Source organism: Streptomyces sp. NPDC029152 (assembly GCF_055564355.1).
Map to the genome: position 1 here is coordinate 561,895 of NZ_JBVHWR010000004.1, position 21,597 is coordinate 583,491.

General features: G+C 73.7%; 19 protein-coding genes, 1 pseudogene and 1 riboswitch. Of the genes and pseudogenes, 9 read left to right on the forward strand and 11 right to left on the reverse strand.

All coding sequences use genetic code 11. The features are described from left to right. Positions 1 to 44: 44 nt before the first annotated feature. The 4 genes from ACZ4V6_RS12070 to ACZ4V6_RS12085 all read right to left on the reverse strand — a co-directional run bounded on the left by ACZ4V6_RS12070 (position 45) and on the right by ACZ4V6_RS12085 (position 3,896). Positions 45 to 986 (reverse strand): DMT family transporter, encoded by a 942-nt coding sequence (locus ACZ4V6_RS12070; RefSeq protein WP_467825524.1) that lies wholly within the window; start codon positions 984 to 986, stop codon positions 45 to 47. A gap of 185 nt (positions 987 to 1,171) precedes the next feature. Further along, positions 1,172 to 2,176, reverse strand: coding sequence for an EamA family transporter (locus ACZ4V6_RS12075; protein ID WP_467825527.1), 1,005 nt, complete (start codon positions 2,174 to 2,176; stop codon positions 1,172 to 1,174). A gap of 84 nt (positions 2,177 to 2,260) precedes the next feature. Further along, positions 2,261 to 2,800, reverse strand: a complete 540-nt coding sequence (locus tag ACZ4V6_RS12080) for a Clp protease N-terminal domain-containing protein (protein WP_467825530.1) — start codon at positions 2,798 to 2,800, stop codon at positions 2,261 to 2,263. Between the two features lie 445 nt (positions 2,801 to 3,245). Continuing rightward, positions 3,246 to 3,896, reverse strand: a complete 651-nt coding sequence (locus ACZ4V6_RS12085; RefSeq protein WP_467825533.1) for a PadR family transcriptional regulator — start codon at positions 3,894 to 3,896, stop codon at positions 3,246 to 3,248. Positions 3,897 to 4,997: 1,101 nt separating this feature from the next. Between ACZ4V6_RS12085 and ACZ4V6_RS12090 the strand changes: the two genes are divergently transcribed. Beyond that, positions 4,998 to 5,807, forward strand: a complete 810-nt coding sequence (locus ACZ4V6_RS12090; protein ID WP_467825535.1) for a PhzF family phenazine biosynthesis protein — start codon at positions 4,998 to 5,000, stop codon at positions 5,805 to 5,807. 156 nt (positions 5,808 to 5,963) lie between these two features. Here ACZ4V6_RS12090 and ACZ4V6_RS12095 read toward each other — a convergent pair whose 3' ends face one another. Next, positions 5,964 to 6,791 (reverse strand): CPBP family intramembrane glutamic endopeptidase, encoded by an 828-nt coding sequence (locus ACZ4V6_RS12095; protein WP_467825537.1) that lies wholly within the window; start codon positions 6,789 to 6,791, stop codon positions 5,964 to 5,966. An 82-nt stretch (positions 6,792 to 6,873) separates the two neighbouring features. Then, positions 6,874 to 8,391, reverse strand: a complete 1,518-nt coding sequence (locus ACZ4V6_RS12100) for a glutamate-cysteine ligase family protein (RefSeq protein WP_467825540.1) — start codon at positions 8,389 to 8,391, stop codon at positions 6,874 to 6,876. Between the two features lie 572 nt (positions 8,392 to 8,963). Between ACZ4V6_RS12100 and ACZ4V6_RS12105 the strand changes: the two genes are divergently transcribed. From ACZ4V6_RS12105 to ACZ4V6_RS12135, 7 genes are all read left to right on the forward strand, one after another. Beyond that, a complete protein-coding gene (locus ACZ4V6_RS12105; RefSeq protein ID WP_467825541.1) occupies positions 8,964 to 9,548 on the forward strand; it encodes a hypothetical protein in 585 nt (194 codons plus the stop codon). Positions 9,549 to 9,829: 281 nt separating this feature from the next. Next, complete coding sequence (locus tag ACZ4V6_RS12110) at positions 9,830 to 10,033, forward strand: DUF5999 family protein (RefSeq protein WP_467825542.1); 204 nt, start codon at positions 9,830 to 9,832, stop codon at positions 10,031 to 10,033. Positions 10,034 to 10,330: 297 nt separating this feature from the next. Then, positions 10,331 to 10,726: a TOBE domain-containing protein gene (locus ACZ4V6_RS12115; RefSeq protein ID WP_467825544.1), complete on the forward strand. Its 396-nt coding sequence runs from the start codon at positions 10,331 to 10,333 to the stop codon at positions 10,724 to 10,726. Positions 10,727 to 10,931: 205 nt separating this feature from the next. Further along, positions 10,932 to 11,765 (forward strand): molybdate ABC transporter substrate-binding protein, encoded by an 834-nt coding sequence (gene modA / locus ACZ4V6_RS12120; RefSeq protein WP_467825547.1) that lies wholly within the window; start codon positions 10,932 to 10,934, stop codon positions 11,763 to 11,765. A gap of 44 nt (positions 11,766 to 11,809) precedes the next feature. After that, a complete protein-coding gene (gene modB / locus ACZ4V6_RS12125; protein ID WP_467825650.1) occupies positions 11,810 to 12,628 on the forward strand; it encodes a molybdate ABC transporter permease subunit in 819 nt (272 codons plus the stop codon). Then, positions 12,625 to 13,701, forward strand: a complete 1,077-nt coding sequence (locus ACZ4V6_RS12130; protein ID WP_467825550.1) for an ABC transporter ATP-binding protein — start codon at positions 12,625 to 12,627, stop codon at positions 13,699 to 13,701. Before modB ends, ACZ4V6_RS12130 begins: the two co-directional genes overlap by 4 nt. 26 nt (positions 13,702 to 13,727) lie before the next feature. Beyond that, positions 13,728 to 14,156, forward strand: coding sequence for a TOBE domain-containing protein (locus tag ACZ4V6_RS12135; protein ID WP_467825553.1), 429 nt, complete (start codon positions 13,728 to 13,730; stop codon positions 14,154 to 14,156). Positions 14,157 to 14,199: 43 nt separating this feature from the next. On the opposite strand, the gene gcvP is transcribed toward ACZ4V6_RS12135, so the two are convergent. Further along, a complete protein-coding gene (gene gcvP / locus ACZ4V6_RS12140) occupies positions 14,200 to 17,085 on the reverse strand; it encodes an aminomethyl-transferring glycine dehydrogenase (protein WP_467825555.1) in 2,886 nt (961 codons plus the stop codon). Positions 17,086 to 17,259: 174 nt separating this feature from the next. Continuing rightward, a riboswitch (glycine riboswitch) is annotated at positions 17,260 to 17,355 on the reverse strand. Between the two features lie 137 nt (positions 17,356 to 17,492). On the opposite strand from gcvP, the gene ACZ4V6_RS12145 reads away from it, so the two are divergent. Then, on the forward strand, positions 17,493 to 17,870 hold the full coding sequence (locus ACZ4V6_RS12145; RefSeq protein WP_467825557.1) for a PRC-barrel domain-containing protein: 378 nt from the start codon (positions 17,493 to 17,495) through the stop codon (positions 17,868 to 17,870). Here the strand turns inward: ACZ4V6_RS12145 and ACZ4V6_RS12150 are convergent. From ACZ4V6_RS12150 to ftsR, 4 genes and pseudogenes are all read right to left on the reverse strand, one after another. After that, a pseudogene (locus tag ACZ4V6_RS12150) lies at positions 17,786 to 19,336 on the reverse strand (DNA polymerase IV). The gene ACZ4V6_RS12145 and the pseudogene ACZ4V6_RS12150 overlap by 85 nt on opposite strands. Before the next feature lie 50 nt (positions 19,337 to 19,386). Continuing rightward, complete coding sequence (locus tag ACZ4V6_RS12155; protein ID WP_467825560.1) at positions 19,387 to 20,070, reverse strand: MerR family transcriptional regulator; 684 nt, start codon at positions 20,068 to 20,070, stop codon at positions 19,387 to 19,389. A 197-nt stretch (positions 20,071 to 20,267) separates the two neighbouring features. Next, positions 20,268 to 20,741, reverse strand: a complete 474-nt coding sequence (locus ACZ4V6_RS12160; protein WP_004934251.1) for a bifunctional nuclease family protein — start codon at positions 20,739 to 20,741, stop codon at positions 20,268 to 20,270. An 85-nt stretch (positions 20,742 to 20,826) separates the two neighbouring features. Continuing rightward, complete coding sequence (gene ftsR, locus ACZ4V6_RS12165) at positions 20,827 to 21,564, reverse strand: transcriptional regulator FtsR (protein ID WP_467825563.1); 738 nt, start codon at positions 21,562 to 21,564, stop codon at positions 20,827 to 20,829. Between the last annotated feature and the right edge of the window lie 33 nt (positions 21,565 to 21,597).

Sequence of the window (21,597 nt, forward strand, 5' to 3'; positions counted from 1 at the left end):
GCGGGTGACGCCGTCGGGGCGGGGGCCCCGCGCGGGAGACGCCGTCAGGCGAGCGCCGGCGGCCTCCGCGCCCGGCGCGCCTCCGCCACCGCGAGCCCGGCGACCGACCCGAGCATCAGCACCGTGCCGGCCAGCGTCGCCGCCGTGAGGTGCTCACCGAGCAGGACGACGGCGAGCGCCGCCGCGCCGACCGGCTCCAGCAGCATGATCACGGACACGGTGGCCGACCGGACGACGGCCGCTCCGGCGAAGTAGAGGCCGTAGGCGAGGGCGGTCGGGACGGCCGCGACGTAGGCCAGGAGCCACAGCAGCCGGACCGGTTCGGCCGTGTGCGGCACCAGCCCCTCGGCGAGGGCGAGGGGCAGCAGGCAGAGGCTGGTGACGGCGAACGCCCCGACGGACGTGCCGGCCGCGTCCGCCGATCCGTCGCGCCCCCACCAGCGGGTGAGGAGCGTCATCGCGGAGTACCCGGCCGCCGACACCAGGGCGAGGAGGACGCCCCGGGGCTCGACGGACGCCCTGCCGTCGCCGAGGACGAGCACCCCGAGCCCGGCGAGGGCGCCGGCGACGGCGGCCGCTCCGCCCCGGCCCAGCCGCTCCCCGAGGACCTGGCGGGCGCCGAGCGCGATGAGCACCGGGCCGGCGCCGAGGGTGACGACGGTGGCCACGGCGAGTCCGGTCGCCTGGACGGCGGCGAAGTAGGCGGTCTGGAACACCGCGAGGCCGAGACCGGTGAGAACGGCCCGCAGCGCCTTGCGCCGCGGCGGTTCGGGCACGGCGGGCCGCGCCCGGGGGCGCAGCGGGCGTACGGCGAGCAGCAGCAGGAGACCTGCGGCGCAGCGCCAGAAGGACAGGGCCGAGGGCCCCATGTCGCTGGACCGGTAGACCAGCGAGGCGGCGGCACCGGCGGTGCCCCAGGCGGCACCGGCGACGATCAGGTACAGGAGGCCACGCCCTACGGGCAGGCCGGGGACGGCGTTCGACACGAGTTTCTCCGCAGACGCGCACGGGGCGCGGACGTCGGGGACCACCCCTCGGGCGGGGGTGGACGGACTGGCGTCTGCGGGCAGCACCGACCGGCCCGGGCGACCGTGCGCCGGGCGGCCACCGGGGCCCGCCTCAGGCGGCCGGAGGCGGAAGGACGAGTGCGGTCGCGTGCATGACCGGCACCCTAGGCCGCCGTTCCCCGGCCGGACAACTCCCTTTCCGGCCCGCCGCTCGCCACCGGTTCCGCGGACCCCTTGGCGGGCGCCGAGGACTGGGCGATGAAGGCGCCCACGAGGACCACCACGCCGCCGACGATCTGCGGCGCCGAGAGGTGTTCGCCGAGCAGGACCCAGGCCAGGACGGTGGCGATGACCGCTTCGAGGCACGCCACGACGCCCGCGACCTGCGGTGACAGACGGCGCACGGAGAGCACGCCGGTGACGTAGGCGAGGACCGTGGCGACGAGGACGATCCAGGCCAGCAGCAGGGCGGCGGCGACGGGGGTGCCGTTCATGGGCGCGGTGTCCGCGAGGAGGGACCACTCCATGGTCCAGGGACGGGCGATCACGGTGAGCACGGCGGCCCCCACGAGCAGCCCGTACGCGATGACGCCCAGCGGGTCGGGCGCGTCGTCGCCCGCGTCGCTGCCCTGGTCGGACAGGACGAAGTAGCCGACCTGACAGCAGGCCGCGCCCAGCGCGAGCAGCAGCCCGAGGGCGTCGAAGCCGAGGCCGGACCAGACCTCCACGACGCAGGCGAGTCCGCCGACCGCGAGGACCACGCCGAGCGCCGCCGCCCGCGTCACGGGCCGGCGCTGCACGAACCGCACCCAGCCGAGGACCAGGGCGGGTGCCAGGTACTCGACGAGCAGGGCGACGCCGACGGGGATCCTGGAGAGCGCGGCGAAGTAGCAGGCCTGCACACCCGCCACGGCGAAGAGTCCGAAGCCGGCCAGCAGTCCGGGGCGGCGGCGCAGCAGCGCGCGGTGGCGCACGGCGAGCGGCAGCATCACCAGGGCCGCGCCGGCCACCCGCAGCCAGACCACGTGGAGCGGGTCGAGACCCGCCTCGATCAGCGGCTTGGCCGCGACACCGGAACCTCCGAAGGCGACCGCCGAGGCGAGCGCGAGCCCGAGCCCGGCACCCTTTCCCCGGCTGCCGCGAGGGCTGTCAGTCGTCTGCACCGGCACATGATGACAGGGGACGACATGAGCGTCATCCCTGATGACACCTGTCTCACCGGCTGGACATCCGGCGCGGCGCCGGCCGTGGGGTCAGGGCGTCGGCTCGAAGTGGTTCTCCACCCGGGCGAGGACCGCGCGGGGATCGACGCCGGCGCGACCGAGCACCTCGCAGGCCCGGGCCTGCGGATCCGCGACCAGGGCGGCGAGCAGGTCGACGCCGCTGGCCTCGGCCGCTCCCCGCCGGGCGGCGCGGGCGCGGGCGTCCTCCATGGCCGCCGCGGCCAGCGGCGAGAATCCGGCGGCCCCGGTCACCGCGGGCACGGCGCCGGAGTCCTCGACGGCGCTCTGCCAGCGCAGGCCGTACCCGATGCTGCGCTGCACGAGGTAGCCGAGCAGGCGGGCGAGCTGCGGCCCCTCGCCGAGGACGGCCCGCGCCTCGGGGTCGTACTCCAGGAGGGAGTGCAGCAGGTGGGCCGTGTCGGTCTGCCGGTCCCCGTCCCGCACCGCTCTGCGGCGGGCACCGGAGACCACCGGCGCCAGTTCCGCGCTGGACGACGCGTCGGCGTCGGCACCGTCCGGGCGCCGGCCGCCCTGCTCGCCGGCCGACTGCCGGGGGATACGGGGTTGCACGTCCCCCAGCACATCAGCCCCTCCGGCCCGGGGCATCCCCGGACGGAAGCATTTCGGCGTCCCACGCAGAGTGGACCCGGCGAACCGGAATATCCTCCTTACGGATGAGATCACGCCGTTGGTCCCCGCGCGCCGCCCCGCGGCACGACCCCGACGGGCCGCCGCGGGTCCGGCAGGGGCACGGGGAACGGGTGCGCGTGCCGGCCGGTGGCACCGCCGGCGGTCGAGGGCCGGCAGTACGTGTACCGGGTGCGGGCGGCCGAGGACGCGCCGGCCGCCGGCCCGTTCCGGCGGGCCCGGCACCGCCACGACGAGAGCGCCTCCCCGCGCGCGTGGGACCTGTTCGACGCGGCGGCGACACGGCGGACGGACCGAACGCGGCGCGGCGCGCACGCGCGGGCGCCCCGCGGACCGCTCCGCGGGGCGCCCGGCCGCGCCGTACCGGTCAGTCCTCGTCGGCGAGGATCAGGTACAGCTTCTTGCGGGCGTCGCCGATGACGGCGAGCGCCTTCTCCCGCTGCTCCTTGCTGCCGGTCTTCCAGACCTGGCCGAAGGCCTCCATCAGCCCGAAGCCGGCCTGCCGGATGTCGTTCAGCGCTTCCCAGTCGACACCCCGGGAGGCCTCCTCCCAGGGCGCCTCGGGGCCGTCCTCGGCCGCGGTGCGGCCCGCCCCGGTGAGCGAGAAGAGCTTCTTTCCGCCCTCGCTCTCGCTGACGATCAGGCCCTCGTCCTCCAGCAGCTGGAGGGTGGGGTACACCGAACCGGGGCTGGGCTTCCACGCCCCGCCGCTGCGCTCGGCGATCTCCTGGATCATCTCGTAGCCGTGCATGGGGCGTTCCTTGAGCAGGGCGAGGATCGACGCGCGCACGTCGCCGCGCCGCGCCCTCCCCCTGGGGCCGCCCCGCCCCCGGCCGCCCCACGGACCGGGACCGAAGCCCGGCCCGAAAGGACCGCCGGGACCACCGGGACCGCCCGGCCCGAAGGGGCCGAACGCCGCGCGCCGGCCGTCGAAGCCGCCACGTCCGAAGGAGCCGAAGGGGCCGCCCTCGCCACGTCCGTGTCCCCCGTGTCCACGCTCGAACCCGTGGGTGCGCATCGCCATCACTCCATTCAGTCGTCGATCTGTCGCGATGCTTCAACGATATATCGATAACTATCGGCCGACAAGCCCCTGCCGACAGCCCGGCGATCCGTCCGGCCGGACGTGGAGGCGGCTCCGCGCACGGACCGCGCCGGCCCGGAGCGGTGGCATCGGACGGCGGTGAGCAGACGCCGCGGGACGGCGGGCCCGGTGACGCCGCCGGAGGTCGGGTGCTGACCGCGCCGGAAGGCGCGTACGGCACGGGCGGTCTCCGGGCCGAAGCGGCCGTCCGCCGCCATCTGGTGTCCGCGGGCGGCCCGTTGGCGCCGGACGGCCCGTACGGCCGCGCAGCAGGCCTGGGACCCGGGCGAGGGCTCGCCTGCCGCCGCCCGGACCACCGGCGCCGCGGCTCCTCCGGCTGCCTCCCAGCGCCCCGCGGCCGAACTCGCCGCCCGCGAGGGCGAGGAGTGCTTCGGTCCGGAGCCCGGTCACAGCGTGTGCCGCCCGGAAGCGGTGACCGCGTCCGGGGGCACCGGCCCCCGGACCGGCCTCGAGCTCCGCCACGGCGCGGAGGGCGAGGCGGCCCGGGCCGGGATCAGCGACACCACCCGGGGGATGTGGCCCGGATCAGCGACCGGGCGCGGGCCGCGAGCGCGAGTACCCCGGATCGGCGGACGGGACGCGCACACGACGATGCCGCCGGCCGCCCGCCCCGAGGACGTGACGGCCCGCGCGGCCCCGGCGACACGGACGGCCTGCGCCACGGTCCCCGCCGGGCCCCGCGGCCGAACCGCCCCCGGAGCGCGGGCGGACCACCGCTTCCCTCCCCCGGCGCCCCGCACGCGAAGGCGCGCGGCGAGACCCCCGGCCCGCCGACTCGTCCCGCACCATGGGCAACCGCCGCGGGTGAGGACGCGGACGCCGGTACGGACCGGGCGAAGACGACGGGCGTGCCGCGGCACCGACCGGCTTCGACGGGACGGGCCGCGGTCCGGCGACGCTCGGCGGGATCCGCTCCGGACCCGAGCGGATCCCGCCGAGCATCGCCGGAAACCGGGCCAGGACTCGCGGATTGGCCTTGGCCCGCGGCTTCGCGGAGCGCCTAGCGTCAGGGACATGCGCATCCGAATCGTCGACGCCTTCACCGACCGGCCCTTCGCCGGGAACCCCGCCGGGGTCCTGCTCCTCGACGCCTTCCCGGAGGACGGCCGGCTCCAGGAGGTCGCCCTGGAGGTCAACCACGCCGAGACCGCCTTCGCCCACCCGCTGCCCGCGGGCGCCGAGGCCGACTGGGCGCTGCGCTGGTTCACGCCCGTCACCGAGGTCGCGATGTGCGGCCACGCGACGCTCGCCACGGCCCACGTCCTGCACACCACGGGCGCCCACGAGGGTCCGGTGCGGTTCGCCACCCGCAGCGGCGTCCTGATCGCCACACCCCGCGAGGACGGCTCGATCACCCTCGACTTCCCGACCGCGCCGCTCACGCCGGTCGAGGTCCCCGCGGGCATCGCCGAAGCGCTGGGCGCGGAACCGCGCGCGGCCCTCGACACCGGGCCCGACGTCGGTGACCTGCTGGTCGAGGTGGCCGACGAGGGGACCGTCCGCGGACTGGCCCCGGACCACCGGGCCCTGGCCGCCCACTCGCGGCGCGGCATCATCGCCACGGCCCGCGCGGAGGACCCCGCCCGCGGCTACGACTACGTCTCCCGCTGCTTCTTCCCGAACGTCGGCATCGACGAGGACCCGGTCACCGGCAGCGCCCACACGGCGCTCGCGCCCTACTGGGCCGAACGCCTGGGCCGCCCGGTCCTCACCGGGCTCCAGGCCTCGCCCCGCTCCGGCCGCGTCCGCACGGAACTGCGCGGGGACCGCACGCTGCTGGGCGGACGCGCGGTGACGGTGATCGAGGGCGAGCTGCTGGCCTAGGGACTTCGGATCGTGCCGGGGCCGCGGGGTCCGGCCCGATCCGGATCCCGCCCGGGCCGGTCGCGGGGCACCGTAGCCCGGAGCCGGCCCGGTCCGGTCCGGACGACGCCTCCTGGGACCTGCGTGACCGGGACGCGGAAGCCTCCCGGGTCCCCGTCACGCCGTGGGCAGCCAGTCGACCTTCCCGGCGAGCAGCGCGTAGCCCACGAAGGCCCCGATGTCGAGCAGCGAGTGCGCCACCACGAGCGGGCCCACCCGGCCCCAGCGGCGGTACAGGTACACGAACACCACGCCCATCACCATGTTGCCGACGAAGCCGCCGATGCCCTGGTAGAGGTGGTACGACCCGCGCAGCACCGAACTGGCCGCCATCGAGGCGCCCCGGCTCCAGCCCAGCCGGTCGAGCCGGCGCAGCAGGTAGCCGACGACGATGACCTCCTCCAGGACGGAGTTCTGCACCGCCGAGAGGATGAGCACGGGGTGCTTCCACCACACCTCGGGCAGCGCCTCGGGCACCACGGTGAGGTTGAAACCGAGGCCCCGGGCGGCCAGGTAGAAGGCGATGCCGGTACTGCCGACGACGGCGGCGACGACGGCCCCGCGGCCCAGATCCGGCCACGGGCGGGTGCGGTCGAAGCCGAGGGCGCGCAGGCTGCTGCCCTCGCGCAGCAGGAAGTGGGCGACGAGGGCGACCGGGACCAGTGCGGTGGTGATCCCGAAGAGCTGCCAGGCCAGGTCCAGCCAGGGGCGGCCGGGCGCGGCCGAGGCGTTGAGGGTGGCCGCCTGGTCCTTGAGGCCACCGGGCCGGGTGAGCGAGCCGATGAAGCTGATGAGGGCGGACACCCCGCTCGCGCCGAGCGACAGCGCCAGGACGAGCAGCGTCTCGTCACGCAGGATCCGCCGCGAGAGCCGCCCCTCGCGCGGGGGTCCCCCGTCGAGTGGTTTCTGAGGGAACGCGTCGTCCACCGGGCCCGCCTCCGCCATGCACACCTGCCTCCAGCTGGGACGTCACAGCTTGCCCGATCAGTATGAGGCGGCGCGCGGCGGGGGGCGGGCCCGGCGGTGGTCAGCCCAGCGGCGCCGGCTCCGGCAGGCCCACCGGCCACAGGTGCACCGGATCGCCCTGGTGCATCAGCTCGACGTAGCGTCTGGTCGTCGCGGCCAGTGCCGCCTCCCGGGACAGACCCGTCTCCAGGGCCCGGTGGAACGTGGCCGCCTGCCAGGAAGCGCCGTTGACCCGGCGTCGGCACCGCTCCTCGATCACCCCGAGGTACAGGTCCCGGTCGGCGGGCTCCACACCCCACGCGTCCAGCCCGGCCTCGGCGAGCGGCAGCAGTTCGTCGCGTACGAGGACGGCCGCGTCGACCTCGGTGGTACCGCCCAGGCGGCCGCGCCGGGGCCACTCGAAGCGGGCGTCGATGCCGTGGCGGCACGCCGCGTCGAAGTTGGCGGCGGCGGCCTCGAAGGGCAGCCGGGTCCACACCGGCCGGGGCTCGTCGGCGAGCGCGCGGACGACGCCGTAGTAGAAGGCCGCGTTGGCGATGACGTCGGTGACGGTCGGGCCGGCGGGCAGGACGCGGTTCTCCACCCGCAGGTGCGGGACGCCGTCGGCGATGTCGTAGACGGGGCGGTTCCAGCGGTAGACCGTGCCGTTGTGCAGGACGAGTTCCGCGAGCCTGGGCACGCCACCCGCGTCCAGGACCTCCAGCGGGTCCTCGTCGTCGCAGATCGGCAGCAGAGCCGGGAAGTAGCGCCGGTTCTCCTCGAACAGGTCGTACGCCGAGGTCACCCACCGTTCCCCGAACCAGGTGCGCGGACGCACCCCTTGGGCCTGGAGCTCGGGCGGGCGGGTGTCGGTGGACTGCTGGAACAGCGGGGGCCGCGACTCGCGCCACAGCTCGCGGCCGAACAGGAAGGGCGCGTTGGCGCCGAGGGCGATCTGCGCGGCGGTGACCGCCTGGGCCGCGTTCCACACGTCGGCGAAGCGGTCCGGGGTGACCTGGAGGTGCAGTTGCACCGAGGTGCAGGCGGCCTCGGGGGCGATGGACTTGGACGTGCAGGTGAGGTGTTCGACGCCCTCGATGTCGAGCGTGAAGTCCTCGCCGCGGGCGGCCACGATCTGTTCGTTGAGCAGTGCGTAGCGGTCGACGGCCGAGAGGTTGGAGGAGACCAGGTCGTCCCGGTCGAGGGTCGGCAGAATACCGATCATCGCGATTCCCGCGTCGATCTCCCCCGCCTTCCGGTCCGCGTACGCCAGCGACGTTCGGATCTCCTCGGCGAGCCGGTCGAATACCCGGCCGCCCAATCGGTGTGGTGCGATGTTGACTTCCAGGTTGAACATGGCGAGCTCCGTCTGGAAGTCACGGCTCGCGATGCGCTCGAGGACTTGCGCATTCAACATTCGCGGCATCCCGTCGGACCCGACGAGATTCAATTCGATCTCCAGCCCCATCAGGTTCTTCGGGCGGTCGAACCTCTTCTCCGCCAGCAGCCGCTCCAGGCCCGTCAGGCACCGCTGGAGCTTGTCGCGGTAGCGCTGGCGATCGGACAGGTCGAACTGACCTGCCACGACCTTCTCCCCCATGGAAGAGTCCCTTCTCGGAGCGGTGGGTTGAAGATCCGGCCGCCGGTGTGCCGGTCAGATGGGATGATGCCCAGCCGAAGCGATCGATAACGTCCCCGCGCGGCCCCGGCACCCGTTACGCTGAACCGATGTGACCGGTGGCACATTCACCGGGCATGGCGCATCCCGCAGTTTCGGGGCGCGGCGTCTAGTGAAAAACGCCGACGACAATTGGCCGACCGTTCGGTGAACATTTCCCGAGGTCACCACCTTGTTCCGGGTGCGAAATCCGGAGGATTCCCGCATAACAACGACCGAATGTGCTCTTGTACTGCTTGCCGCAGACGGCTAGCTGAAACACAGTCTGAACACATGTCGTATAAACTTCGCGGACAAGGCAGAAGACCGGCGCCCACGGTCGAAGGATCCTGCCGCCGGGCCCACGCCGGCAGGCCTCACCCCACTTCTCGGTTCTCGGACCCCGGCTCCTGCCTCTCCAGCTCGCGAGCTGACAGCGTCGTCCGCCCCGCACACCCCGCCCCGTCACGCACCGCCCTCGCGCCACCGTGCCTTCGAATGAGAGGCGACCCACCATGCCCCTGCATGTCCCCCCGGCCCCCGCGCCCGCCCTGCGCTCCGTCCTGACCGCCCTGTCGTCCCCCACCGCGGTCCGTGAGGCCCGGACCCCGTCCCTGCTCGGCACCCAGGGGCCCGTCACCCCCGAACTGCCGCTGCCCGTGCACGTCCTGGACGGCGTATCCGCCGAGGGCGTGACGGCCACCCGGCTGACCGGCTGGCGGTTCCTGATCCGCAGCGGCGACCGGACGGTGGCGGCGGCGGACACCGTGCCGACCCCGGACGGGTGGACCTTCTCCCGCTTCTTCGAGGGCCCCTACCTCGCCTCGACCGAAAGGGCACTGCGCCAGGCGGAGACGGTGCCGCAGCCCTACCAGCCGCGCCTCCTGTCGGTCCCCGGCCTCTACATGCTCACGCTGTGGCTGCACGGCGACCCGGCCGCGGACCCGGCCGAGGGGTGCCCCGCCGGCACCGACCTGCTGGTGCCGCTCGCGCCGGCGCCGCCCGGCATCGCGGCCCACCGGCCGCACCGGGTGACCGAACTGCTCCCGCTCCTGACCCACCGGGTGACACCGGCGCGACTGCTGCGCTCCCCCGCCTGACCGCCCGTCCGCCCGGACGGCGGTCCGGGCGGACTAGTCCCAACCGGCCACGGTGAACCACCCGAAGTGACAGTGCAGTTGCGCTGAACCGTCCGCGCGGGTGACGCGTCTCCCCTCCATAAGAAGCGGTCCTGCGAAATACCTGCGGATCGACGCCTGCGGGGCAACACTGGGACCGGACCGACTCATCACCACGGGGGGCGGCCATGGACGACGTTTCACGCCGCGGAACAGACGAGACGACGCACTCACCCATCACGACGGACCGAGAGACCCCACTCATGTGCCAGCACCAGCCACCGTGCCCTCCAGCCGACTCCGCCGACCGGGAATCCGCCCGCCTCGTGGCGCACCACCCGGAGCAGGGATGGAGCCTGCTGTGCAACGGCGTCGTCCTCTTCGAGGACACCGGTGAACTGCTGCCGGACGGCAGGATCATCGCCCCGCACCGCCCGCTCGGCGCCGGGCTGATGACCGCCGCCTGAGCACCCACCGGGCGGTACGACGCCGCTCCGCCCGGCATCCGGGCCGGCCCGCGGACACCTTCGCGGACCGGCCCGACGCGTACGGGCACTCACCTTCCGCCGAGTGCCCGCGATCGCGGAGCACGCCGACTCCCTCCAGGCCGCGCCGGAGCACGAACCACCGGCAGGCGTGGGCGGGGCGGCTGCCGGACACGGCCGCGCCGGCGCGGCCGACCCGGCGGCGCGGTCGCGAGCATCCACAGCGCGGCGGGACCCCTCCGCGCACCCCTCCCTCCGCCTCCGCCTATCGTGACCGGCATGCAGTCCTACACGATCGGCCAGGCGGCGCGGCTGCTCGGCGTCAGCCCGGACACCGCCCGCCGCTGGGCGGACGCGGGCCGGATCACCACACACCGCGACGAGGGCGGACGGCGGCTCGTCGACGGGCGGGACCTGGCCGCGTTCTCGGTCGACCTGGCCCGGTCGGGCGCCGCCGACGACGGCACCCCGTACACGTCGGCCCGCAACGCCTTCCCCGGGATCGTGACCGCGATCAAGCTCGGCGACGTCGCGGCCCAGGTCGAGATCCAGGCGGGCCCCCACCGGCTCGTCTCCCTGCTGACCCGCGAGGCGGTCGAGGAACTCGGCCTGGAGGTCGGGATGGAGGCCACCGCCCGCGTCAAGTCGACGAACGTCCATATCGACAGGGCGTGACCCGTCCCTGGACAGGGCATCCGGCACCCGACATCCGTACGAACGCACATGCAAGCCTTTCGATCGCCTGGGCTCGCTCATGCGATGAGACAGGAGACTTACCCCTCGCAGATGCGGAAGTATGATCGGCGCATCGGGAGTCCGACGTGTGCCCGGCCGCCGGACCCGCCGGACTCCCCACCCGTGACAGAGGGAGTGGCCCGTGATGACCCGTTCCGCGCGCAGGACCCGCAGCATCCGCCGGACCGTGGCGGTGACCGGCGCGGGAGTCGCCGCACTGCTGGTCCTGAGCGCCTGCTCGTCGTCGTCCGGCTCGGACTCCGGTTCCGGCACGGCCGGTTCCTCCTCCTCGTCCTCGAAGGTCTCCGGCACCGTCACCGTGTTCGCCGCCGCCTCGCTCAAGGAGAGCTTCACCGCGCTCGGGAAGACGTTCGAGAAGGAGCACCCGGGCGCCCGGGTCACCTTCAACTTCGGCGGCAGCGACACCCTGGCCGCCAGCATCACCAGCGGCGCGCCCGCGGACGTGTTCGCCTCCGCCAGCCCCAGGACGATGGCCACGGTGACCGACGCCGGGGACGCGGCCGGCACCCCGGCGACCTTCGCCCGCAACCGGCTGGAGATCGCCACGCTGCCCGGCAACCCGGACAGGATCTCCTCCCTGAAGGACCTCACCCGCTCCGGCCTGAAGGTCGTGCTGTGCGACAGGACCGTGCCGTGCGGCGCCGCCGCGCAGAAGGCCCTGGGGGCGAGCGGCCTGAAGCTCACCCCCGCCTCGTACGAGCAGGACGTCAAGAGCGCCCTGACGAAGGTCGAGCTGAAGGAGGCCGACGCCGCCGTCGTCTACAGGACCGACGTGAAGGCGGCCGGCGACAAGGTGGCGGGCGTGGACTTCCCCGAGTCGGCCGGGGCCGTCAACGACTACCCGATCGCCCTGCTGGAGCAGGCGCCCAACGCGGAGGCAGGCAAGGCCTTCATCGCGTTGGTGAAGTCCGCCGAGGGGCAGAAGGTGCTCACCGAGGCCGGGTTCCTCGCGCCGTGACGAGGCCTGCGGTGACCGAGTCCGCCGGGCCCGGGGCGGACGCCGTGGAGGGCGGGCCGCGCCGCGGGCGTTCCCGCGGGGGCGCCCGCACCGTGCCGGTGCCCCTGCTGGTGCCCGCCCTGGTCGGCCTGGCGTTCCTGCTGCTCCCGCTCGTCGCCCTGCTGGTGCGGGCCCCCTGGCGGAGCCTGCCCGCTCAGCTGACCAGCGCCGAGGTGTGGCAGGCCCTGCGGCTGTCGCTGGTGTGCGCCACCTCGGCGACCGCGCTGAGCCTGCTGATCGGCGTACCCCTGGCCTGGCTGCTGGCCCGCACGGACTTCCCCGGCCGCGGTCTCGTGCGGGCGCTGGTGACGCTGCCGCTGGTGCTGCCCCCGGTGGTCGGCGGCGTGGCGCTGCTGCTGGCGTTCGGCCGCAACGGCGTGATCGGGCAGTGGCTGGACGCGTGGTTCGGGATCACGCTGCCGTTCACCACGACGGGCGTCGTCCTCGCGGAGACGTTCGTGGCCATGCCCTTCCTGGTCATCAGCGTGGAGGGCACCCTGCGGGCCGCCGACCCCCGGTACGAGGAGGCCGCCACGACGCTGGGCGCCTCCCGTTTCACCGCGTTCCGCCGGGTCACCCTGCCGCTGATCGCGCCGGGCGTCGCGGCGGGCTCCGTCCTGGCGTGGGCGCGGGCACTGGGCGAGTTCGGGGCGACGATCACGTTCGCGGGCAACTTCCCCGGACGGACCCAGACCATGCCGCTCGCGGTCTACCTGGCGCTGCAGAACGATCCGGCGGCGGCGATCGCCCTCAGCCTGGTGCTGCTGGCCGTCTCCATCGCCGTACTGGCCGGTCTGCGGGACCGGTGGATGAGGACGACGTGAACCGACCGGAGCCCACCGCCGTCACCGCGCCCGGCGGCGGCCTCGACGCCAGGCTCGTGGTGGACCGCGGCGCCTTCCGCCTGGACGTGTCGCTGGCCGCCGCGCCCGGCGAGGTCGTCGCCCTGCTCGGCCCCAACGGCGCCGGCAAGACCACCGCGCTGCGCGCCCTGGCAGGTCTGCTCCCGCTCACCGGCGGTCATCTGCGTCTCGACGGCGTCGCCCTGGACGGCACGCCGCCCGAGTCCCGTCCGGTCGGCGTGGTCTTCCAGGACTACCTGCTCTTCCCGCACCTGACCGCGCTCGAAAACGTGGCCTTCGGCCCGCGCTGCCGGGGCGCGACCAAGGCCGAGGCCCGGGCCCTGGCCGCCGCGTGGCTGGACCGGATGGGCCTGGCCGGCCACGCGGGCGCCAAGCCGCGCCGTCTCTCCGGTGGCCAGGCGCAGCGCGTCGCCCTCGCCCGAGCCCTGGCGACCAGCCCCCGGCTGCTGCTCCTGGACGAGCCGCTCGCCGCGCTGGACGCCCGGACGCGGCTCGAGGTGCGCGCCCAGCTCCGCCGCCACCTGGCCGACTTCGAGGCCGTCGCGGTCCTGGTCACCCATGATCCGCTGGACGCCATGGTGCTGGCCGACCGCCTGGTGGTCGTCGAGCACGGCGCGGTCGTCCAGGAGGGCGGCCCCGCCGACATCGCCCGCCGGCCCCGCACCGACTACATCGCGCGACTGGTCGGCCTGAACCTCTACCGCGGTCTGGCCGACGCCCACACCGTCCGGCTCGACGGCGGCCCGGTCATCACCACCACGGAGGACCTGTCCGGACCGGTCTTCGTGGCGTTCCCGCCGAGCGCCGTGACCCTGTACGGGGAGCGTCCCGCCGGCTCCAGCGCGCGCAACCTGTGGCGGTGCGAGGTCGCGGGCCTGGAGACCCACGGCGACCAGATCCGCGCGGACCTGACCGGCGAACTCGCACTCGCCGCCGACCTCACCACGGTCGCCGCGGCCGAGCTCGGCCTCCACCCGGGCGCACCGGTATGGGCGACGGTCAAGGCGGCGCAGACCCACGCATACCCGGCATGACGGCACCACCGGGCTACGGTGCCCCCATGAGCCTGAGCATCCGTAACCAGCTCCCCGGCACCGTCACCGCCCTCACCCCGGGCGAGGTCATGACGACGGTCAGGGTCCGCCTGTCCGGCGGCCGGGACCTCACCGCGGCCATCACCCGGGAGGCCGCCGACGACCTCGGCCTGAGCGCCGGAACGGCCGTCCGCGCCCTGGTGAAGTCGACGGAGGTCTCCCTGGCCACCGGCCGGACCGAAGGCCTGTCGATCCGCAACAAGCTGCCCGGCGCGGTCACCCGGATCACGCTCGGCGAGGCCATGGCGGCCGTCCACGTCGCCGTGGACGACGCCGAACTCACCGCCGTGATCACGAGGGAAGCGGCCGAGGAACTGGGCCTCTTCGTGGGTTCCGACGTCGTCGCCCTGATCAAGTCGACCGAGGTCGCGCTCGCCACGACGCGGCAAGGGTGAAGGCCCCGCCCCGGACGGGGACGGGGCCTTCACCGCGGCCTGGTCAGTCCGCGTAGGCGTCCAGCGGCGGGCAGGAGCACACGAGGTTCCGGTCGCCGAAGGCCTGGTCGATGCGGCGCACCGGCGGCCAGTACTTGTCGGCCACCGACACTCCGGCCGGGAACACGGCCTCCTCGCGCGTGTACGCGTGGTCCCAGTCCCCGCCCAGGGCTCCGGCGGTGTGCGGAGCGCCCCGCAGCGGGTTGTCGTCCGCGGGCCAGGTGCCGGAGCCGACCTTGTCGATCTCCGCGCGGATGGCGATCATCGCGTCGCAGAACCGGTCCAGCTCGGCCAGGTCCTCGGACTCGGTCGGCTCGATCATCAGCGTGCCGGCCACCGGGAAGGACATCGTCGGCGCGTGGAAGCCGTAGTCGATCAGCCGCTTGGCGACGTCGTCCACGCTCACGCCGGTCGCCTTGGTCAGCGGGCGCAGGTCGATGATGCACTCGTGGGCGACCAGACCGCCCGGACCGGTGTACAGCACCGGGAAGTGCGGCTCGAGGCGCTTGGCGATGTAGTTGGCGGACAGCACGGCCACCTGGGTGGCGCGCTTGAGTCCCTCACCGCCCATCAGCCGGACGTACGACCAGGAGATCGGCAGGATGCCGGCCGAGCCCCAGGGCGCCGCCGAGATCGGTCCGACGCCCGTCTGCGGTCCGGCCGCGGGCTGGAGCGGGTGGTTGGGCAGGTACGGCGCCAGGTGCGACCGCACGGCCACCGGGCCGACGCCCGGACCGCCGCCGCCGTGCGGGATGCAGAACGTCTTGTGCAGGTTCAGGTGGGAGACGTCGCCGCCGAAGTGGCCGGGCTTGGCGAGGCCGACCAGGGCGTTGAGGTTGGCGCCGTCCACGTAGACCTGGCCGCCGGCGTCGTGCACCTGGGCGCAGATGTCGGCGACGTGCTCCTCGAACACGCCGTGCGTCGAGGGGTACGTGATCATCAGCACGGCCAGCTCGTCGCGGTGCTTCTCGATCTTGGCGCGCAGGTCCTCGACGTCGACCTCGCCGTCCTCGGCGGTCTTGACGACGACGACCTTCATGCCGGCCATGACCGCGCTCGCCGCGTTGGTGCCGTGCGCGGAGGACGGGATGAGGCAGACGGTGCGCTGGTCGTCGCCGTTGGCGCGGTGGTAGCCGCGGACGGCGAGCAGGCCGGCGAACTCGCCCTGCGAGCCCGCGTTGGGCTGCAGCGACACCTTGTCGTACCCGGTGACCTCGGCGAGCCGCTCCTCCAGCTCGCGGATGAGGGTCAGGTAGCCCTGCGCCTGCTCGGCGGGGGCGAAGGGGTGCAGCGCGCCGAACTCGGGCCAGGTGACCGGCTCCATCTCGGTGGTCGCGTTGAGCTTCATGGTGCAGGAGCCCAGCGGGATCATGCCGCGGTCGAGCGCGTAGTCGCGGTCGGCGAGACGGCGCAGGTAGCGCAGCATCGCGGTCTCGGAGCGGTGCGCGTGGAAGACCGGATGGGCCAGGAAGTCGTCGGTGCGCAGCAGCGCCTCGGGCAGCGTGTCCTCGGCGCTCGCGTCCAGCGCCTCGATGTCGCCCTCGACGCCGAACGCGTTCCACACGCCGCCGACCTGGGCGCGCGTGGTGGTCTCGTCGCAGGCGAACGACACGTGGTCGGCGTCGACGAGGCGCAGGTTGATGCCGTTCTCGCGGGCGGCGTGCACGATCTCGCCGGCCCGGCCCGGCACCCGCGCGGTGACCGTGTCGAAGTAGGCGGCGTGCACGATCTCGACGCCGCCGGCCGCGAGGCCCGCGGCGGTGACCGAGGCGTACCGGTGGGTGCGGCGCGCGATGGCCCGCAGCCCGTCCGGCCCGTGGTACACGGCGTACATGCCGGCCATGACGGCGAGCAGCACCTGGGCGGTGCAGATGTTGCTGGTCGCCTTCTCCCGGCGGATGTGCTGCTCGCGGGTCTGCAGGGCGAGGCGGTAGGCCTTGTTGCCGTCGGCGTCCACGGAGACGCCCACGAGGCGGCCGGGCAGGCTGCGCGCGAACTTCTCGTGCACGGCCATGTAGCCGGCGTGCGGCCCGCCGAAGCCCATCGGCACACCGAAGCGCTGGGTGGTGCCCACGGCGATGTCCGCGCCCAGCTCGCCGGGCGAGGTGAGCAGCGTGAGGGCGAGCAGGTCGGCGGCGACGGTGACGAGCGCGCCGCGTTCGTGCGCCTGGTCGATGACCGGCTTGATGTCGCGGACGGCACCGGAGGCGCCCGGGTACTGGATCAGGACGCCGTTGATCTCCCGCTCGGCGACCTCGGCCGGGATGCCGTCGCTCAGGTTGGCCACGACGACCTCGACGCCGGTCGGCTCGGCGCGGGTCTGGATCACGGCGATGGTCTGCGGCAGCGCGTCCGCGTCGACCAGGAACAGGCCCTTCTTGTTCTTGCCCATGCGCCGGGACAGGGCCATCGCCTCGGCGGCGGCGGTGCCCTCGTCGAGCAGCGAGGCGCCGGAGGTCGGCAGACCGGTCAGGTCGGCGACCATGGTCTGGAAGTTCAGCAGGGCCTCCAGGCGGCCCTGGGAGATCTCCGGCTGGTACGGCGTGTACGCGGTGTACCAGGCCGGGTTCTCCATGACGTTGCGCAGGATGACCGGCGGGGTGAAGGTGCCGTAGTAGCCAAGGCCGATCATGGAGTCGAGGACCTGGTTGCGGTCGGCCAGCGAACGCAGCTCGGCCAGCACCTCGGCCTCGGAGCGGGCGCCCGGCAGGTCCAGCGCGTCGGCGTTCTTGATCACATCCGGCACCGCGGCGGCCGTCAACTCGTCGAGCGAGCCGTAGCCGACCTGCGCGAGCATCTTGGCCTGGGCCTCGTGGTCGGGGCCGATGTGGCGCTGCTCGAAGGGTGCTGCCTGTTCGAGCTCGGAGAGCGGAGTGCGAGGGGCGGTCATTGCGGAGGCCTCCTGGTCTGACGACCTTCGAGGGGCACCACGGCGCGGGTGCCCGGACGGCCTCCCCCTCTGTCATCTCGACCTGAGAGCTTCACCGGGCCGCCCGAGGGCTGCCGGCTTTCACCGTCGGTGAGGGCGGAAGCCGTCGGCACCCGCCCTGCTTTCCAGAGTGACCTCGTCCGTGCGGTACGTGTGCCTGAGAGATTCCGGGGAGGATTTGCTCCTTCGGCGCCTCCGATGATGCCTGGAGGACTCTCCCGCACGGGGTCAGCAGCCGTCTGCCAGCCTACCAGCGAGGGGAACGCACGGACCTTCGAGTGGCCACTCTCCCCAATGTGCCCTTTTGTAGTACTGGTGGATGATTCGCCGGATGGTTTGCGACCGGAGTGCGACCAAGTGGAGGGCCCGTGCGTACCGACATCGATCCGCGCAGTCTGATAGGACGCAAGGCGTTCGACCGCAACGGAGCCAGGATCGGCACCGTCGACGAGGTCTACCTCGACGACGCCACCGGCGTCCCCGAGTGGGCGGCCATCCGCACCGGCCTCTTCAGCAGGGACGCCTTCGTGCCCCTGGAGCCCAGCGAACTGGTCGACGGCGCCCTGCGCGTGCCCTTCGACCGGACCCTGATCAAGGAGGCCCCCGACTTCGGCGTCGGCCGCCACCTCTCGCCGGAACAGGAACTCCAGCTCTACCACCACTACGGCCTCGACGTGGCCGCCGCTCCCCCGCTCCCGGACCACGACTTCGGCAAGCTGGCGGGCACGGGCAACGAGGAGAACTGAGGCCCCGCCTCCCGGTGAACGGCTCACGGGGCCGCCCTCGCACCCCTCTGCTCGGCGGCCTCGGCGGCCGGAGGGTGTGCGGCTCCCTCTCCGGCGGAGGCCGTCACCCCGCCCTCCCCGGGGTCTCGCGGCGCGGACACCACCAGCGGCAGCGGCTCGGCCGGCGCCAGCCGCGGATCGTCGACGGAGAAGGTCCGTACCCGGCCGGGCCCGGAGTACGGCGTCTCGAAGCGCACCGTGACCCGTCCCAGGCCGCTGCCCTGCACCCATCCGTGCCCGAGCTCCGTGTGCCGTACGTCGTGCCCCGAGGGCCATCGGCGCTCGGCCGGCGCCTGCCGGTGCTCCTCGGCGGGCCCGTCGTCCGGCTCCTCCGGGAGCTCCTCGGCCCGCTCCCCCGCCGCCTGCGCGAACAGGTCCTCCTGCGTGTAGTCGGCGAGCCCGCTGACGCCGACCCCCAGCAGCCGCACACCGCCCGTGGTGTCCACCGAGTCCAGCAGCCGGGCCGCCGCCTCCCGCACCACCGCCGGGTCGTCCGTGGGCCCGCGCAGGGTCTCCGAGCGCGTCAGCGTGGAGAAGTCGTACCGCCGCACCTTGAGCACGATGGTCCGGCCGGACAGCCCGGCCGTGCGCAGCCGCCGCACGCACCGGTCGGCGAGCCGTGCCACCTCCACACCGACCCGCAGGCGGTCGTGGATGTCCACGTCGTACGTGTCCTCGACCGACACCGACTTGGTCTCCCGCTCGGACACCACGGGACGGTCGTCACGCGCCAGCGCCATCGCGTACAGGGCGTGCCCGTGGGCCTTGCCGAGCAGCCGCACCAGCTCGTCCTCGCCCGCCTCGGCGAGCTCCTCGACCGTCGTGATCCCGGCCCTCCGCAGATGGTCACCCGTCGCCGGTCCCACCCCGGGGAGGATCCGGACGGACTTCGGGCCGAGCATGGCCCGCTCGGTCCCGGGATCGATGAGCACCAGCCCGTCCGGCTTGGCCTCCTCCGAGGCGATCTTGGCGAGCATCTTGGAGGCGGCCAGACCGACGGAACCGGTGAGGCCGGTGACGGCCCGGATGTCCGCGCGCAGCTTCGCCCCGGCCAGTCGCGCCGACGCCGCGTCCCAGGCCGCGCCACCGGCCTCCAGGTCCACGAACGCCTCGTCCAGGCTCAGCGGCTCGACCAACGGCGACAGGGCCCGCAGCAGCCGCATCACCTGCCCGCTGATCGACCGGTACAGCTCGAAGCGCGGGACGAGATAGGCGGCGTGGGGAGCGAGCCGCCGGGCCTGGCCCATGGGCATCGCCGAGCGGACGCCGAAGACCCGCGCCTCGTAGGAGGCCGTGGCGACCACTCCCCGCGGCCCGAGCCCGCCGACGACGACGGCCTTCCCGCGCAGGCTCGGCTTGGATGCCTGCTCCACCGAGGCGAAGAAGGCGTCCATGTCGAGATGCAGGATCGTGGGCGCGGTTCTCACGTCTTTGATGCTGCCCTACGCCACTGACAACGCCCCGCCCGCCGCGGTGTTCAGACCGCCCGGTTGCGGCGCCGCGCCAGTTCGTCCGCGGGGTTGGGCCCGACCAGGGTCTCCCCCGTGTCGATCCGCTCCCCGTGCAACTGGGACAACGCGCTCTCCACGTCCCGCCACACCACGCCGACGGCGATCCCGAAGATGCCCTGACCGCCCTGGAGCAGGGCGTGCACCTCGTCGGGCGAGGTGCATTCGTGGACCGTGGCGCCGTCGCTCATCAGCGTCATGCGCTCCAGGTCACGAAAGCCCCGTTCCCTGAGGTGCTGGACGGCGGTGCGGATGTTCTGCAGCGACACCCCGGTGTCGAGGAACCGCTTGACGATCTTCAGCACGACGACGTCGCGGAAGCTGTAGAGGCGCTGGGTGCCGGACCCGTGGGCGGGCCGCACGCTGGGCTCGACGAGGCCCGTACGGGCCCAGTAGTCGAGCTGCCGGTAGGTGATGCCTGCGGCGGCGCAGGCCGTCGGCCCGCGGTAGCCGATCTGCTCGGACGCCATGGACGTCGCCCCTCCGCTGCTCGGCACGGCCGCCGGCCGCTGCGGAGCGTGATCGGCCGCGCTGCCGTGCTGGGGATACCCCCCGCTCGAGCGGAGCCGAGGGCTCGGGGAAGAGTACGAGCCACCCACCCCGAGGCCGCGCCCGGGGCCACCCCCAGCCGTACCGTCGCCGCTCATTCTCACGCCGACCTCCGTCCTTGACCTGCCTCCTCGACGGTAGGCAGTCACCAAGGGTGCGTCAACGATCGCCACACTCGGCACGCCGGGTGATAATCACCCTAAGAGTGGTTTCGCGTACCCCGTCACGGGGAAAAGGTAGCCGAATGTGTCCGGAAGGGGCCGTACGACGCTGTCGTGCCGTCGCCGGCCCGTGTGCGTGACTACTGGTTGCTGGTGCCGAAGTCCTCCGGCGAGATCTGGTCGAGGAACTCGCGGAACTTCTCCACCTCGTCCTCCTGCTCGTCCGGGATGGCGATGCCGGCGTCGTCGAGCACCGTGTCGCTGCCGTAGATCGGCGTCCCGGTGCGCAGCGCGAGCGCTATGGCGTCGGACGGCCGGGCGCTCACCTCGACGCCGCTGGCGAAGACCAGCTCGGCGTAGAAGACCCCCTCACGCAGGTCCGTGATGCGTACTTCCGTGAGCTCCTGGCCGACGGCCTCCAGCACGTCCTTGAACAGGTCGTGGGTCAGCGGCCGCGCGGGGGCCATGCCCTGCTGGGCGAAGGCGATCGCCGTCGCCTCCCCCGGCCCGATCCAGATGGGGAGGTAGCGGTCGCCTCCCACTTCGCGCAGCAGCACGATCGGTTGGTTGGAGGGCATCTCGACCCGGACACCTACGACATCGAGCTCGTTCACACAGCAACCCTAGGCCGTGCCCGGGACGTTTGGGTAGTCGGGCCAGGAACAGGTGGGCGATCCGGGTGCCCGGCGACGCTCCGTTTCAGGGCAGCCGCACCCCGAGAGCCGTCTGCACCAGTGCCGCGTGCAGCTTCACCGCCAGCCCGGCCAGCTCCTTGGTACGGGCCTCGGCATGCGCCCTGGTCTGCGGGTTGCGGTGCCGCCTGAGCGGAGCCACCACCTGGTCCACCAGCCCGGCCTCCCGGTCGGCGGCGGCCTTCATCAGCCGCAGGTGCCGTGGCTCGATCCCGAACCGGCCCAGCTGGACCACGAGCGAGGCCACGGTGACCGCCTCGGCGTCGTACGCCCCGTCGGCCAGTGGAGCGACGAGCCCGTACGACTCCCACTCCGCCAGCTCCTGCTCCCCGATACCGGCGGCGGCGAGCAGCTCGTCCCGTCCGATCCGGGCCGCCGTGGGTCCCTCGTCGGGCTCCGGCACGGCTTCCCCGTCCCGCTGCCGGCCCAGGGCCGGCAGCCGCACCGCCTCACCGCGCTCCATGGCGTCCAGATGCTCGCGGATCACCTTGAGCGGCAGGTAGTGGTCCCTCTGCATGCGCAGGACATGGCCGAGGCGCTCGACGTCGTTCGCACTGAACTTGCGGTACCCCGCAGGGGTACGCTGCGGCTCGACCAGCCCCTCCGACTCCAGGAAGCGGATCTTGGAGATGGTGATGTCGGGGAACTCGTCGCGCAGCGTGTTCAGCACCGAGCCGATACTCATCAGCCCGCTGTCCGGGGCGGCGGCGCCGGGCACGGCACCGCCGCTCGGTGTTCGAAGCATGGACCTTCCCTGGGTCTCCCCCGGAACAAGTCC